Source organism: Pseudooceanicola antarcticus (genome assembly GCF_900215355.1).
Classification (GTDB): domain Bacteria; phylum Pseudomonadota; class Alphaproteobacteria; order Rhodobacterales; family Rhodobacteraceae; genus Pseudooceanicola; species Pseudooceanicola antarcticus.
Genome location: NZ_OBEA01000003.1, coordinates 261,125 through 275,116, shown reverse-complemented (window position 1 = coordinate 275,116; position 13,992 = coordinate 261,125). Strand labels below are relative to the sequence as shown.

15 protein-coding genes are annotated in these 13,992 nt (G+C 66.7%); 4 read left to right on the top strand and 11 right to left on the bottom strand.

Features of this window, described 5'->3' with window-relative positions; genetic code table 11:
• Positions 1-65: 65 nt before the first annotated feature.
• The 8 genes from CRO50_RS09260 to CRO50_RS09225 all read right to left on the bottom strand — a co-directional run bounded on the left by CRO50_RS09260 (position 66) and on the right by CRO50_RS09225 (position 8,219).
• Positions 66-758, bottom strand: a complete 693-nt coding sequence (locus CRO50_RS09260; protein ID WP_097145620.1) for an ABC transporter ATP-binding protein — start codon at positions 756-758, stop codon at positions 66-68.
• Positions 758-1,504: an ABC transporter ATP-binding protein gene (locus CRO50_RS09255; RefSeq protein WP_097145619.1), complete on the bottom strand. Its 747-nt coding sequence runs from the start codon at positions 1,502-1,504 to the stop codon at positions 758-760. Before CRO50_RS09255 ends, CRO50_RS09260 begins: the two co-directional genes overlap by 1 nt.
• Positions 1,497-2,462, bottom strand: a complete 966-nt coding sequence (locus CRO50_RS09250) for a branched-chain amino acid ABC transporter permease (protein WP_097145618.1) — start codon at positions 2,460-2,462, stop codon at positions 1,497-1,499. Before CRO50_RS09250 ends, CRO50_RS09255 begins: the two co-directional genes overlap by 8 nt.
• Positions 2,459-3,382 carry a branched-chain amino acid ABC transporter permease gene (locus CRO50_RS09245; protein WP_097145617.1) on the bottom strand — a complete coding sequence of 308 codons (924 nt, stop codon included), beginning with the start codon at positions 3,380-3,382 and terminating at the stop codon, positions 2,459-2,461. Before CRO50_RS09245 ends, CRO50_RS09250 begins: the two co-directional genes overlap by 4 nt.
• Before the next feature lie 64 nt (positions 3,383-3,446).
• Positions 3,447-4,598 carry an ABC transporter substrate-binding protein gene (locus CRO50_RS09240; RefSeq protein WP_097145616.1) on the bottom strand — a complete coding sequence of 384 codons (1,152 nt, stop codon included), beginning with the start codon at positions 4,596-4,598 and terminating at the stop codon, positions 3,447-3,449.
• A 109-nt stretch (positions 4,599-4,707) separates the two neighbouring features.
• Entirely contained in the window at positions 4,708-5,517 is an 810-nt protein-coding gene (locus tag CRO50_RS09235; RefSeq protein ID WP_097145615.1) for an alpha/beta hydrolase, read from the bottom strand.
• Positions 5,518-5,736: 219 nt separating this feature from the next.
• Positions 5,737-7,122, bottom strand: a complete 1,386-nt coding sequence (locus tag CRO50_RS09230) for an aspartate aminotransferase family protein (RefSeq protein ID WP_097145614.1) — start codon at positions 7,120-7,122, stop codon at positions 5,737-5,739.
• Between the two features lie 509 nt (positions 7,123-7,631).
• On the bottom strand, positions 7,632-8,219 hold the full coding sequence (locus CRO50_RS09225) for a DNA-3-methyladenine glycosylase I (protein ID WP_097145613.1): 588 nt from the start codon (positions 8,217-8,219) through the stop codon (positions 7,632-7,634).
• Between the two features lie 62 nt (positions 8,220-8,281).
• Between CRO50_RS09225 and CRO50_RS09220 the strand changes: the two genes are divergently transcribed.
• From CRO50_RS09220 to phbB, 3 genes are all read left to right on the top strand, one after another.
• A complete protein-coding gene (locus CRO50_RS09220) occupies positions 8,282-9,103 on the top strand; it encodes an EAL domain-containing protein (RefSeq protein WP_232617656.1) in 822 nt (273 codons plus the stop codon).
• 155 nt (positions 9,104-9,258) lie between these two features.
• A complete protein-coding gene (locus CRO50_RS09215) occupies positions 9,259-10,434 on the top strand; it encodes an acetyl-CoA C-acetyltransferase (protein WP_097145612.1) in 1,176 nt (391 codons plus the stop codon).
• A 165-nt stretch (positions 10,435-10,599) separates the two neighbouring features.
• Complete coding sequence (gene phbB, locus CRO50_RS09210; protein WP_097145611.1) at positions 10,600-11,322, top strand: acetoacetyl-CoA reductase; 723 nt, start codon at positions 10,600-10,602, stop codon at positions 11,320-11,322.
• 223 nt (positions 11,323-11,545) lie between these two features.
• Here the strand turns inward: phbB and CRO50_RS09205 are convergent, their stop codons facing one another.
• From CRO50_RS09205 to CRO50_RS09195, 3 genes are all read right to left on the bottom strand, one after another.
• Entirely contained in the window at positions 11,546-11,716 is a 171-nt protein-coding gene (locus CRO50_RS09205; protein WP_097145610.1) for a YdcH family protein, read from the bottom strand.
• Between the two features lie 192 nt (positions 11,717-11,908).
• Positions 11,909-12,670 carry a tRNA1(Val) (adenine(37)-N6)-methyltransferase gene (locus tag CRO50_RS09200; protein ID WP_097145609.1) on the bottom strand — a complete coding sequence of 254 codons (762 nt, stop codon included), beginning with the start codon at positions 12,668-12,670 and terminating at the stop codon, positions 11,909-11,911.
• Positions 12,667-12,882 (bottom strand): putative signal transducing protein, encoded by a 216-nt coding sequence (locus CRO50_RS09195; protein WP_097145894.1) that lies wholly within the window; start codon positions 12,880-12,882, stop codon positions 12,667-12,669. The genes CRO50_RS09200 and CRO50_RS09195 overlap by 4 nt, the downstream gene beginning before the upstream one ends.
• A gap of 83 nt (positions 12,883-12,965) precedes the next feature.
• Here CRO50_RS09195 and CRO50_RS09190 point away from each other — a divergent pair, with 83 nt between their 5' ends.
• Positions 12,966-13,961, top strand: coding sequence for a polyprenyl synthetase family protein (locus CRO50_RS09190; RefSeq protein ID WP_179747245.1), 996 nt, complete (start codon positions 12,966-12,968; stop codon positions 13,959-13,961).
• Positions 13,962-13,992 lie beyond the last annotated feature (31 nt).

The window sequence follows — 13,992 nt, the reverse complement described above, 5'->3', positions numbered from 1 at the left end:
CACCCTGCGCCCCCGCTCCCAGCGGGGCAGGTCCGTGGGGCGGGGTTCACCCCGCCTCCCGAGGCTCACACGTGCAGGAAGCGGTCCTTCACTCCACCCGCATCGGCCAGAAGATCGGCATTGCTGCCGGTCCAGACCACCTGCCCCTTTTCCAGCACGTAGTGCCGGTCGGCAAAGCGGCTCAGCGCATCGGCGTTCTTGTCGATCACCAGGATCGCCGCGCCCTCGTCGCGGATACGGGTCAGGCAGGACCAGATCTCGTCTCGGATCAGCGGCGCCAGCCCCTCTGTCGCCTCGTCCAGCACCACCAGCCGCGGGTTGGTCATCAGCGCCCGCCCCACGGCCAGCATCTGCTGCTCGCCGCCCGAAAGCTGATCGCCCATGTTGCGCCGCCGTTCCTCGAGGCGGGGAAAGAGCGCCCAGATGGCCCCGAGGTTCCACGGACCGCCGCGCCGCGCCGTGGCCACCAGGTTCTCTTCCACCGTGAGGTTGGGAAAGACCTGCCGCCCCTCGGGCACCAGCCCCAGTCCGGCGCGCGCGCGGGCATGGGACCCCGCCCGCGTCATGTCCCGGCCGTCGATCTCGATCCGCCCCGCGCGCACGGGCAAGAGCCCGAAGAGCGTCGAGACGGTGGTGGTCTTGCCCATGCCGTTACGGCCCATGAGCGTCACGACCTCGCCCGCCGCGACCTCCAGGTTCACCCCGAAAAGCACCTGCGCCGCGCCATAGCCGGCCTCAAGGGAGTCGATCCTCAGCATCAGGCGTCCTCCCCCAGGTAGGCGGCACGGACGGCGGGATCGGCGCGCACGGCCTCGGGCGTGCCTGTGGCCGCGATGGCGCCATAGACCAGCACCGAGATCCGGTCGGCCAGCTGGAAGACCGCATCCATGTCATGTTCGATAAGCACGATGGTCAGCCGCGATTTCAGACGTTGCATCAGGGCGATGAGCCGTTCGGCCTCCTGCCCGCCGGTGCCCGCCAGCGGCTCGTCCAGCAGCAGAAGCCGGGGCTTGGTGGCCAGCGCCACCGCCAGCTCCAGCTGGCGCTGCTCGCCATGGGACAGCGCCGAGGCCAGCACAGCCGCGCGGTCGGCCAGCCCGACCTCCTCGAGCGCGGCGCGGGCCTGGGCATTGGTGATCTCTTCGCCCCCCGCATCGCGCCAGAAGCGGAAGGAAGAGCCCGAGCGCGCCTGCACCGCCAGCGCCACGTTCTCGAGCACCGTCATGCCGGGCAGAAGCGCGGTGATCTGGAAGCTGCGCGCCAGCCCGCGCCGCACCCGCGCGGCCATGTCCAGATGGGTGATGTCCTCTCCGCCGTAAAGCACCTGCCCGCCGTCGGGCGCAAGCTGCCCCGAGAGCTGGGCGATCAGCGTCGTCTTGCCGGCACCATTGGGGCCAATGATGGCATGCAGCTCCCCCTCTCCGACCGACAGGGAAACCCCGTCGGTCACCGCCAGGGCACCGAAATTCTTACGCAGGTCGCGGATCTCCAGCAGCTCAGCCATGCTTGCCTCCGATCCCCAGCCGCTTGGCCAGCCCGGTCAGCCCCTCGGGCGAGAAGAGCACGACCAGCACCAGCGCCAGCCCGAAGCCCAGGCGCCAGTGTTCCGAGAAGGCGGCCAGGACCTCTTCCAGCCCGACGGCCACCAGGGCGCCCGCCATGGCGCCGGTCAGCGTGCCGATGCCGCCGAAGACCAGCATCACGATCATCTCGCCCGAACGGTGCCAGCCCATGTAGGCCGGAGAGACATATTCGGTCAGGTTGGCCAGCAGCACCCCGGCGACAGAGCACAGGCAGCCGGCGATCACATAGGCCACCAGCTGGTAGGGGAAGGGCCTGTAGCCCATGGCCTGCATCCGCAGGCTGTTCTCGCGCGTGCCCTTCAGCACCCGCCCGAAGCGCGACCCTGTCAGCCGGTAGAGCCCGGCATAGACCAGCGCCAGCGCGCCCAGCGTCACGTAGTAAAGCGTCACGTCACCGTCCAGCGACAGCCCCAGCAGGGTCGAGCGCCCCTGCAGCGCCACGCCGTCATCGCCGCCGAGCGAGCCCTGCGAGACGAAGAAGAAATAGGCCATCTGCGCGAAGGCCAGGGTGATCATGATGAAATAGACCCCCCGCGTGCGCAGCGAAATCGCCCCGGTCACCAGCGCGAACGCGGCGGAAAAGACCATGCCCAGCAGGATCTGCGCCAGCAGGTCGGTCACGCCCCAGCGCGCGCCCAAGGCCACCGCATAGGCGCCGAAGCCCAGGTAGGCGGCATGGCCGAAGCTGACCATCGCGCCATAGCCCAGGATCAGGTCGAGCGAGAGCGCGGCGATGGCGAAGACCAGCATGCGGTTGGCAATGACGCTCAGGAACGGGTCGCCGATGGCATGGGCCGCGACGGGCACCAGGGCCATCAGCACAAGGATCGCCAGGGCGGCTTTCAGGCGCGGTGCAATTTGGGGGGCGAAGCGGCTCATTTCGCGCCCCTCCGGCCGAAGAGACCCGTGGGCGAGTAGAACAGAACGGCCGCCATCAGCAGGTAGACCAGCATCGGCGCCAGCATGCGCCCGGTCTGGGCGGCGGCGGAGGGGTCCATCACCATGCGCAGCCAGATCGGCCCGAAGGTGCGGCCCACGGTGTCCACGACCCCCACCAGGATCGCCGCCAGGAAGGCCCCCCGGATCGAGCCCACCCCGCCGATGACGATGACCACGAAGGTCAGGATCAGGATGCTCTCTCCCATGCCGGGATCGACCGAGAGGATCGGCGCGACGATGGCGCCGGCAAAGCCCGCCAGCATGGCACCACCGGCGAAGACCAGCATGAAGAGCCGCGAGATATCGACGCCCAGCGCCGCCACCATGGGCCGGTTCGAGGCGCCCGCCCGCAGCAGCATGCCCGCGCGGGTGTGGTTGATCAGCGCCCAGAGACCCACCGCGCTGGCCAGCCCCGCCGCGATCACCGCGATGCGGTAGACCGGGTACTTCAGCGGCCCGGCCAGCGGCACCGACCCCGACAGCAGCTCCGGCATCTCGACATTCAGCGGCGCCGAGCCCCAGAGGATGCGCACCCCTTCGCTCAGCATCAGGATCAGCCCGAAGGTCGCCAGCACCTGGTCCAGGTGTGATCGGTCGTAAAGCCTTCGGAAAACGAGGAATTCCAGCACCAGCCCGAAGATCAGCGTGGCCGGAAGCGCCAGCATCAGCCCCAGCCAGTAATTGCCCGTCATGCCCGCGAAGGTGGCCATCAGGTAGGCCCCCACCATGTAGAGCACCCCATGCGCCAGGTTGATGAAATCCATGATCCCGAAAACCAGCGTCAGCCCGGCGGCGACAAGGAACAGCAGGATACCGAATTGCGCGCCGTTCAAGAGCTGCAACAGGAAGAGATTGAACACGGGTGGTCTCCGAAAACGAAGGGGCCGGGTCAGACCCGGCCCCCGTTCATCCCCTCAGGGATGGTTACATCTTGCACTGGTCGACATAGGCGTCGGCATAGTCTTCGTAGACCGTCTCGACGATCTGGGTGGCGTATTTGCCATCCTCGCGCTTCACCGCCTCGGCCAGGTAGAAGTTCTGCACCGGGAAGTGGTTGGACGAGAAGCTGAACTCGCCACGCACGGAGGAGAAGTCCGCCGCTTCCAGCGCGCTGCGCAGGGCGTCCATGTCGGTCACGTTGCCCACGGCCTTCACGGCACTGTCGATCAGCATCATCGAATCGTAGCCACCGGCAGCGTAAAGCGCCGGGACATAGTCGTACTTGGTCTCGAAGGCCGCGACGAACTCCTTGGAGGCGGGCACGTCAAGCGAGGGCGACCAGTTGACGCCCGACAGCATGCCAAGCGCCGCGTCCTGCTCTGCGGGCAGGGTGGTCTCGTCGACGGTGAAGGCGGTGAGCAGCGGAATGCCCTTCAGCCCGGCCTGGTCGTACTGCTTGACGAAGTTCACGCCCATGCCGCCCGGCAGGAAGGCATAGACTGCCGAGGGCTGCAGCGCGGCGATCTGCGCCAGTTCGGCCTGGTAGTCGAGCTGGCCCAGCGGCACGTAGAGCTCGGAGGTGACGGTGCCCTCGAAGACCGACTTGAAGCCGTTCAGGCTGTCCTTGCCGGCCTGGTAGTTGGGCGCCAGGATGAAGGCATCGGCCACGCCGGTGTCGTTCATGTGCTTGGCCAGGACGGTGGGCATCTGGTCGTTCTGGTAGGCCACGCCGAAGAGGTTCGGGTGGCAGTTCTCACCGGCGAAGACCGAGGGACCGGCGTTCGGAGACAGCAGGAAGGCGCTCTCGGTGACGGGCCCGGCAATGGCGCCCATGACATTCGAGAAGATCGGGCCGATGACGAATTGCACGCCGTCCCGCTCGACCAGCTCGCGGGCCTTCTGGGCGGCCACATCGGGCTTGCCCTCGGCGTCGACGACGATGATCTCGGTCTCCATGCCGCCGACCATGCCCAGCTGCTCGGCCGCCAGAAGGGCGCCGTCGCGGGCATGCTCGCCCAGCACGGCGGGCGGGCCGGAGGTGGTGGTCAGGATACCGATCTTCAGGGTCTCGGCATGGGCGGCGGGCGCCATGGCGGCGCTCAGCATCAGCGCTGCGGTCAGCTTGGTGCGGTTCATTTCTGTCTCCCCGTTGGCGGAGGGCCGTTTCGGCCCCCTCTCTTGTCGGGGCAGATCAAACCGGGCAATGGCCCGGCTTGCAAGGCAAAACCTGCGCCGGATCCAAAGCCTAGCCCAGGAAGGCCTCGACAAGCGGCGAGGCCGGGGCGGCCAGGCCCTCGACCACATCGAAGTGGTGCCGGCCATTCTCGATCACCCGGCGCGGGGTGCCACCCCAGGCCTCGGACATCAGGCCCGCCTGTCGCAGGAACTCGGGCCGCTCGTCGCCCCCGACCCAAAGCGTGACCTTCACGCCCTCGACGGGCTCGCAGAGCGCGGGGCTCTCGGCGCGGGCCTCGGCCTCGTCCAGGCGCAGCACCTCGTTGAGCGGGCTCAGGCGCAGGGGCCGCAGGTCATGCAGGCCCGAGATCGAGACCACCTGCACGAGCCGCGCCGCCACCTCGGGGGCCAGCGGCCCGCCCTTGCAGGCCATGCGCAGCGCCAGCTGGCCGCCCGCCGAATGGCCGGCGATGCGCAGGGGGCCCGCGACCCGCGCGGCGGCGAAGGCCACCGCCTGCGCCATCTCGCGCGTCATGTCGGAAATCCGCGCCTCGGGCGCCAGCGTGTAAGAGGGCACGGCCATGGCCCAGCCCCGCGCCAGGGCCCCGGCGGCCATATGCGACCAGTGATCCTTCGACAGCTTGTGCCAGTAGCCCCCATGCAGGAAGACCGACAGGCCCTTGGGCCTGCCCACCGGCAGGAAGAGATCCAGCTTCTGCCGCGCCCCCGGCCCGTAGGCCAGGTCGAAAGAGGCGTTCGCGGCCCCCTCGCGGAAGGCCTGCGCATCCTCGGCCCCCTGGGCGATCAGCGCCGCCGCCTCGGGCACATGCCCCATGTTGTCGAAGGCATCGGCCCAGTCGATTCCCGCTTCAATCCCCATGCTCTGCCTCTTGCCCTTATCTGTCCTGCGGCTCTCGGGCGACAAATTGGCCAGAGTGCCCGGCGAAGTAAACTGCGGCCACCGCACCGCGCGCCCTGCCCGCCCGCACTGGCCGCCCACCATGGCCGCCCGCAGGTCAGCCCGAAGCCCGGCCACGAGAAAGCAAAACGCGCCGCCCCGAGGGACGGCGCGCTGAACTTCATCCGCTGCGCGAGGGGCTCAGACCAGCCCTTCGGCCTTGGCCCAATCCAGGGTGCGGTCCAGGGCACGGCCCATGCGCTCGATGATCTGGTTGATCTGGGCCTCGGTGATGATCAGCGGCGGGCAAAGCGCCATGACATCGCCCACGGCACGGCTGATCAGCCCTTCCTCAGCGGCGAAATCGGCGCATTTGGCACCGACCTTGGCGGCCGGATCGAAGGCCGAGGCGGCGGTCTTGGCGGCCACCAGCTCGATCCCGGCGATCAGCCCGGTGCCGCGCACCTCGCCGACCAGCGGGTGATCGTCGAAGGCGGCGTGCAGGCCGCCGATGAAGGCCTCTTCCAGGGCGGCCGCATTGGCCACCAGGCCCTTCTCTTCGATGATCTTCAGGTTCTCCAGCCCCACGGCGGTGGCGACGGGGTGGCCCGAGCCGGTGAAGCCATGGCCGAAGGTGCCGATCTTGGCCGAGTTGTCGGCAATGGCGTCATAGACCGCGTCGGTCACCATGATCGCCGCCAGCGGCATGTAGGACGAGCTGATCTGCTTCGACAGCACCAGGATATCCGGGGTGAAGCCGAATTTCTCGCAGGCGAAGGTGGCGCCGCAACGGCCGAACCCACAGATCACCTCGTCGGCAACCAGCAGGATATCGTGTTTCTTGCAGATGGCGGCGACGCCTTCCCAGTAGCCCTCGGGCGGCACCATGACACCACCGGCACCCATGACCGGCTCGCCGATGAAGGCGGCCACGGTCTCGGGGCCCTCGGCCAGGATGGTATCCTCGATCTCCTTCAGCAGGCGGGCGCAGAAATCGGCCTCGGATTCGCCCTCTTCGGCGAAGCGCCAGTAATGCGGCGTGGTCACATGGGTGACCGGGATCGCCGGCAGGTCGAAATCGCGGTGGTTGCCCGGCAGGCCGGTCAGCGAGCCAGAGGCGATGGTGATGCCGTGATAGGCCTTGTTGCGGGCGATGAACTTCTTCTTCTCGGGGCGGCCGAGGGCGTTGTTCATGTACCAGACCATCTTGATCACGGTATCATTGGCTTCGGAGCCCGAATTGGTGAAGAAGCAGCGGTCGAGCCCCTCGGGGGTCATCTCGGCCAGCTTCTCGGCCAGGCGGATCGAGGGCTCATGCGCCTTGTGGGCGAAGGTGTGGTAATAGGGCAGCGCCTCCATCTGCTTCATGGCGGCGTCCTTCAGGCGGGTTTCCGAGAAACCCACGGCGACCGACCAGAGGCCCGCCATGCCCTCGATATACTCCTTGCCCTTGTCGTCGTAGACATGAACCCCCTCGCCCCGCGTGATGATCATCGGACCATTGGCCTCATGGGCGCGCATGTTGGTATAGGGGTGCATCGAATGGGCGACATCGGCCGCGACCAGAGAGTTCGAGATCTCGTTCATGGGGTTCCCTGTCAGGTTCGGGGCCAAGGCGCCCCAAGGGCACCTGCGCTGGCCGGATGAATGATGGACCGGGGCACGGGATTCGCACGCGCGCCCCCTGTTCTTGGCGCTCATTATATTGAGCAACAGCTATCTTGAGAAGGCCTGTTCGCCGCCAGTCTGGCCCTGTCGGGTGCCGAGGGCAAGGCGGGGGCTCTGCCCCCATCCGCTGCGCGGATCCCCCCGCAGTATTTTCAGCCATCGGATGGGAACAGAGAGCTCCTGCCTCTATCCGACGGCCAAAAATACTGCCGCCGGAGGCATCAGCCGCAGGCTGATATCGGTGAGCGCCAGCGCCGCGACCCTCCGCACGGCCCGTTAACCGGGGCGCCGCACCGCAAGAATACCGACGTGATACCGACGTTGTACCGACGCGATACCGACAGGCAATTTCGCCGCCAAACCCTTGTTAACCCGACCAGACTCCAGCCGATTCGCCGAAAGCCGTGAAACAGCACCGCGCGCGCCGCTCAGCCCGCCTTCATCGCCGCCACGCGGTCGTGGCAATGGCAGCCGGTCAGGTGGTCGTTGACCAGCCCGCAGGCCTCCATGAAGGCATAGACGATGGTGGGCCCGACGAAGCGGAAGCCTTCCCGTTTCAGGTCCTTCGACACCTGCTCCGAGAGCTTGGTGCTGGGCGGGACCTCGGCCTGAGTGGTGTAGCGCGGTTGCAGGGCCACGCCGTCGACATAGCGCCAGAGGTACTGGTCGAAGCCTTCGCGGGCCTCGATCTCGGCCCAGGCGCGGGCATTGCCGATGGTGGCCTCGATCTTGCCCCGGTGGCGGATGATGCCCGGATCCTGCAGCAGCGCCTCGACCTTATCGGGGCCCCAACCCGCCACGGCATGGGGGTCGAACCCCTCGAAGGCGGTGCGGAAATTATCGCGCTTTTTCAATATGGTGATCCAGCTCAGCCCGGCCTGGAATCCGTCGAGGATCAGCTTTTCCCAAAGCGCGCGGCTGTCGCGTTCGGGCACGCCCCATTCCTCGTCGTGGTAGGCGCGGTAGATCGGCTCGGCGCCCGCCCAGGGGCAGCGGCTTGGTTCGGGAAAATTCACGGCTTAACCCCTTCTTGAGACAGCCTCCGCCAAAAGGAGACCCGGTCAGGAATCAGGATGCCATGGGCAGAGGCAAGGTGAAATGGGAAGACATCCCCGCCGGGATGGAAGATCCGCTGACCTGGGCGGTCACCTCGCGGGAGTCAGACACGATCTCGATGGTGGCGCAGGCGCTGGAGGACGGCGATATCGCCCTGGCCTATCAGCCCGTGCTGCGCGCAGGCTCGGACCAGGTCGCCTTCCACGAAGGGCTGATCCGCGTTTTCGATCCCACCGGCCGCATGATCCCCGCCCGTGATTTCATCCCCGCCATCGAGGGGACCGAGCTCGGCCGGCTCATCGACTGCGCCGCGCTGGACATGGGCCTGCGGACCCTCTCCGAGCAGCCCCAGCTGCGGATCGCGGTCAACATGTCGGCGCGCTCTGTCGGCTATCCGCGCTGGACCCGCACGCTTGAGCGCGGCCTGGCCCGCGACCCCACCGCCGGCGAACGCCTGATCCTCGAAATAACCGAGCATTCTGCGATGGTTATCCCAGAGCTCGTGACCTGCTTCATGCGCGACATGCAGGCGCAGGGGGTGTCCTTCGCGCTGGATGATTTCGGCGCGGGACATACGTCCTTCCGCTACCTGAAGGACTTCTTCTTCGACATCCTGAAGATCGACGCGATGTTCACCCGTGGCATCGCCGGCAACCCCGACAACCAGGTCCTGACCCAGGCGCTGCTGGTCATCGCGCGGCAGCTGGACATGTTCACCGTCGCCGAGGCCGTCGAAACCTCTCAGGACGCGGCCTGGCTGGCCGACAACGGCGTCGAATACCTGCAGGGCTTCTTCTTCGGTGCGCCGACGATCCATCCCCCCTGGCAATCGGCGCCCGGCTAGGCACCTGCGACCAAGGTCGCGGCACCTGAAAGTCACACAGGCGGGCGCTCGCCACCCCCCGCCCCCTGCGTCACGCAGGGCCATTGAGACGTTAGGGCATTCGCGTTATCCAGTCCTTAGGGGGCGGCTGCTGCCCCGACAGGTGGAGGACCTACATGACCAATGTCGTAATCGCATCCGCGGCCCGGACGCCCGTCGGATCTTTCCTCGGATCTTTTGCCAATGTCCCGGCGCATGATCTTGGCGCCGCCGTGCTGGCCGAGATCGTCGCCCGCGCGGGCATCGACAAATCCGAGGTCTCCGAGACCATCCTGGGCCAGGTGCTGACCGCGGGCCAGGGCCAGAACCCGGCGCGCCAGGCACATGTGAACGCCGGGCTGCCGATCGAATCCGCCGCCTGGGGCATCAACCAGGTCTGCGGCTCGGGCCTGCGCGCCGTGGCGCTTGGCGCGCAGCACATCATGCTGGGTGACGCCGCAGTGGTCGCCGCCGGCGGCCAGGAGAACATGTCGATGTCTCCCCACGTGGCCAACCTGCGCAACGGCCAGAAGATGGGCGACATGTCCTATATCGACTCGATGATCCGCGACGGCCTCTGGGATGCCTTCAACGGCTACCACATGGGCCAGACCGCCGAGAATGTCGCCAACCAGTGGCAGATCTCGCGCGAGCAGCAGGACGAATTTGCCGTCGCATCGCAGAACAAGGCCGAGGCCGCCCAGAAGGCCGGCAAGTTCGTCGACGAGATCGTCGCCTACACCGTCAAGACCCGCAAGGGCGAGACCGTGGTCGACCAGGACGAATACATCCGCCATGGCGCCACCCTGGAAGCCATGCAGAAGCTGCGTCCGGCCTTCGCCAAGGACGGCTCCGTGACCGCGGCAAATGCCTCAGGCCTCAACGATGGCGCCGCGGCAGTGCTGCTGATGAGCGCCGAGGATGCCGAGAAGCGCGGTATCGAGCCGCTGGCGCGCATCGTCTCTTACGCCACCGCCGGACTCGACCCGTCGATCATGGGCGTCGGCCCCATCCACGCCTCGAAGAAGGCGCTGGAGAAGGCCGGCTGGAAGGCCACCGACCTGGACCTGGTCGAGGCGAACGAGGCCTTCGCCGCCCAGGCCTGCGCGGTCAACAAGGACATGGGCTGGGACCCGTCGATCGTGAACGTGAACGGTGGCGCCATCGCCATCGGCCACCCGATCGGCGCCTCCGGCTGCCGGGTCCTGAACACCCTGCTCTTCGAGATGAAACGGCGCGGGGCGAAGAAGGGCCTCGCCACGCTTTGCATCGGCGGAGGTATGGGCGTCGCCATGTGCGTGGAACGCCCCTGAGCAAAAGAGAATGAGGCGCCTTCGGGCGCCTTATTCAATTCCGTCAACGCCTTAGGCGGAAAAACGCTGCAAAGCGTCGCAAGATGGAAATTTCAGTGAGAACGATTATTGCTCAAACGCATCCACTTATGTAACAAGGTTGCGTAGTAGCGGCGGAGGACAGACATGGCTAGAACAGCTTTGGTCACGGGGGGCACCCGAGGAATCGGTGCGTCCATTTCAAAGGAATTGAAGGCGGCGGGCTACCAGGTAGCCGCGACATTCGCCGGGAACGAGGAGGCCGCGGCGGCATTCACCGCAGAGACCGGCATTCACACCTACAAGTGGAACGTCGCCTCCTATGACGAGAGCAAGGCGGGGATCGAGAAGGTCGAGGCAGAGCTTGGCCCCATCGACACCGTGGTGGCCAATGCCGGCATCACCCGCGACGCGCCCTTCCACAAGATGACACCCGAGCAGTGGAACGAGGTGATCGGCACCAATCTGACCGGCGTCTTCAACACCATCCACCCGATCTGGCCCGGCATGCGTGAGCGCAAGTTCGGCCGGGTCATCGTGATCTCTTCGATCAATGGCCAGAAGGGGCAGTTCGCCCAGGCCAATTACGCCGCCACCAAGGCCGGCGATCTGGGCATCGTGAAGAGCCTGGCCCAGGAGGGCGCGCGCTACGGCATCACCGCCAATGCGATCTGCCCCGGCTATATCGCCACCGAGATGGTCATGGCCGTGCCCGAGAAGGTGCGCGACAGCATCATCGCCCAGATCCCCACGGGTCGCCTGGGCGAGCCGGAAGAGATCGCACGCTGCGTGCGCTTCTTGGCGGACGAGGACGCAGCCTTCCTCAACGGCTCGACGATCTCGGCCAATGGCGGCCAGTTCTTCGTCTGACATCAGAGACTTGAGACAGAAACGCCGGGGCCCTGCCCCGGCGTTTTGCTGTCCGCCCACCGGGGTGGCTGCGCACAGGATACGGCTGTGCAAAGGATACGGGCGACAGGTTCCCCTGCCGCCCGTCTGGCCCGGCTAATACCGGACGATTGTCCCATAGTCTGCGCCGTCGTCGCCGCGCGGCGCCCGCGGGGTCAGATCATGCATTCCCGTTGACCGGCGCCTAGTGCATCTCGGCCAATCGGTTGATTTCTTCCTTCAGTCTCAGCTTCTGCTTCTTCAGCGAAGTGATCTCGAGGTCGGAGACGCCCGGCGCGCGCTGCGCCTCGTCCACGGCCGCCGAGAGGGAGGCGTGTTTCTTCTTCAGCTCTTCGACGTGGGAAGACAAGCTCATCAGGGGACTCCTCTCTGTGTTGCGGTGCCATCAGTGCAGCACACTTTCGCAATTCTGTCACGTTCGTCCGGGCAGATTGCCAAGCCAGAGGTTTACCGGGCGTAAATATGCTGGAATTTACAGGGATATTCCGGGAAAAACGGGCGTGAATCCGCCGATCCCTTTCTGGCAAACACCGCGTTTACCACTTTGTCACCCGAAGATGAGGGGCTCTCCGCCGCGCAGGATGCGACTCGCCTCTGACGTGTAGTCGTCGCGGTCCGAGACATGGGCCGGGGGCGCATGCAGCAGCAGACCCGCATGCAGCCGGAAGGCGGCACGACCGTTCTTGCGCCCGCGCAGCAGGCACAGCTGGCTCTCGCGTCCGGGCCGGGGCAGCAGCGGCTTCAGCTCCAGCGAGCCCAGCCGGGCGGCAAAGGCGCCCATGAGCTCGGGCAGACGCTCGGCGCGGTGGATGAAGGTGACGAAGCCGCCGGGCTTGCAGCGCCGGGCGGCGGCATCGACCCAGATTTCCAGCGGCGTGTCCTCTCCCATGGCGCCCTCGCGTTCGGGCTGCGGCGCGCGGGTCGAGGCATCGCGGCGGAAGTACGGAGGATTGGCGATCACGTGATCGAATTGCGCCTGGCGCAGCGCCTCGGGCATGGCCGAAAGATCGCCCTGGTAGACCGCCATCTCCAGCCCGTTGGCCAGGGCATTGCGCCGGGCCAGCTCGGCATAGCTGTCCTGGCGCTCGAGGCCCGCCAGCCGCAGGCCCGGCACCCGACGCCCGGCACAGAGCGCCGCCGCCCCCGCGCCACAGCCCAGATCCAGAAGGCTTTCGCCCGGACGCGCCGGCACCGAAGCTGCCAGCAGCACCGGATCAACCCCTGCGCGATAGCCTTTCAACGGTTGGTGGAGCACCAGCTTTCCGCCCAGAAAACGGTCGGCACTCAGCGCCTTGAGCGGCCAGCTCACGCGCCGTCCGCCAACCCGTTGTCCCGCATAACCACCTCTGCTTCCACGAAATCTTCGTCGCGGACCATGAGGCGGCGGGGGAAAATTCCAATAGAACCTTCGAGAACGCTCATGTTTACGTCCATTTCAAAGCAGTCTATATCCTCCCCCTGAAGAAGGGCCTTGGCGAAGGCTAGGCGGGTGGGATCGTTACTGCGAAGAAGCTCTCTCATGAGCTCAGCACTAGCCAAACCCCGCCGGGATTTCCAGTTCCTTCGGTCGGCGAGGCCCGACCACTCATTACGGGAGAGCCGGGTTGGATCAAGTCACAGCCAAACCCCATGATGCCCTGGCCAAAGTTCTGCAGGCAGAGCTCGAGGCCACGGGTCAGCTGATCCGGGAACGGATGGAAAGCCGCTACGCACCGCGTATTCCGCAGGTCACGGCGCATCTGGTGGATGCGGGCGGCAAGCGCCTGCGCCCCATGCTGACCCTCGCGGCGGCACGGCTCTGCGGCTATGACGGCCCCTATCACGTCCACCTGGCCGCCACGGTCGAGTTCATCCACACTGCCACCCTGCTGCATGACGACGTGGTCGACGAAAGCGAGCAGCGGCGCGGTCGCCCGACGGCCAACCTGCTGTGGGACAACCAGTCTTCCGTTCTGGTCGGGGATTACCTCTTCGCCCGCGCCTTCCAGATGATGGTCGAACCCGGCAACATGCGGGTGCTCGACATCCTCTCGTCCGCCGCCACCACCATCGCCGAGGGCGAGGTGCTGCAGCTTTCGGCGGCGCAGGATCTGACCACCACGGAAGAGACCTATATCACCATCGTGCGCGGCAAGACCGCGGCGCTCTTCTCGGCGGCGACCGAGTCTGGCGCAGTGCTGGCAGGCGCGCCCGATGACCATGTGCAGGCGCTTTTCACCTATGGCGACGCGCTTGGCATCGCCTTCCAGATGGCCGACGACCTGCTCGACTACCAGGGCGACAGCAGCGCCACCGGCAAGAACGTCGGCGACGATTTCCGCGAGCGCAAGCTGACCCTGCCGGTGATCCGCGCCATCGCGGCCGCCGACGAGGAAGAGCACGCCTTCTGGCACCGCACCATCGGGCGCGGCAAGCAGCAAGAGGGGGATCTGGAGCAGGCGCTGGCGCTCTTCGAGAAGCACGGCACCCTCGAGAGCACCCGCCAGACGGCCCTAGAATGGTCCGCCAAGGCACGCGCGGCCCTGCAGGCGCTGCCCGAAAGCGAGATCCGCGATCTGCTTTCGGATCTGGCCGCCTACGTGGTCGCCCGCCTCAACTGAGGCCGCACGACCGAGGCCCCTCACCAAGACC

What these genes read in the sequence shown, in the direction of transcription:
- CRO50_RS09260 (WP_097145620.1), bottom strand. Translation starts at nt 758, where the DNA reads ATGCTGAGGATCGACTCCCTTGAGGCCGGCTATGGCGCGGCGCAGGTG.
- CRO50_RS09255 (WP_097145619.1), bottom strand. Translation starts at nt 1,504, where the DNA reads ATGGCTGAGCTGCTGGAGATCCGCGACCTGCGTAAGAATTTCGGTGCC.
- CRO50_RS09250 (WP_097145618.1), bottom strand. Translation starts at nt 2,462, where the DNA reads ATGAGCCGCTTCGCCCCCCAAATTGCACCGCGCCTGAAAGCCGCCCTG.
- CRO50_RS09240 (WP_097145616.1), bottom strand. Translation starts at nt 4,598, where the DNA reads ATGAACCGCACCAAGCTGACCGCAGCGCTGATGCTGAGCGCCGCCATG.
- CRO50_RS09235 (WP_097145615.1), bottom strand. Translation starts at nt 5,517, where the DNA reads ATGGGGATTGAAGCGGGAATCGACTGGGCCGATGCCTTCGACAACATG.
- CRO50_RS09230 (WP_097145614.1), bottom strand. Translation starts at nt 7,122, where the DNA reads ATGAACGAGATCTCGAACTCTCTGGTCGCGGCCGATGTCGCCCATTCG.
- CRO50_RS09220 (WP_232617656.1), top strand. Translation starts at nt 8,282, where the DNA reads ATGGGCAGAGGCAAGGTGAAATGGGAAGACATCCCCGCCGGGATGGAA.
- CRO50_RS09215 (WP_097145612.1), top strand. Translation starts at nt 9,259, where the DNA reads ATGACCAATGTCGTAATCGCATCCGCGGCCCGGACGCCCGTCGGATCT.
- phbB (WP_097145611.1), top strand. Translation starts at nt 10,600, where the DNA reads ATGGCTAGAACAGCTTTGGTCACGGGGGGCACCCGAGGAATCGGTGCG.
- CRO50_RS09205 (WP_097145610.1), bottom strand. Translation starts at nt 11,716, where the DNA reads ATGAGCTTGTCTTCCCACGTCGAAGAGCTGAAGAAGAAACACGCCTCC.
- CRO50_RS09195 (WP_097145894.1), bottom strand. Translation starts at nt 12,882, where the DNA reads ATGAGAGAGCTTCTTCGCAGTAACGATCCCACCCGCCTAGCCTTCGCC.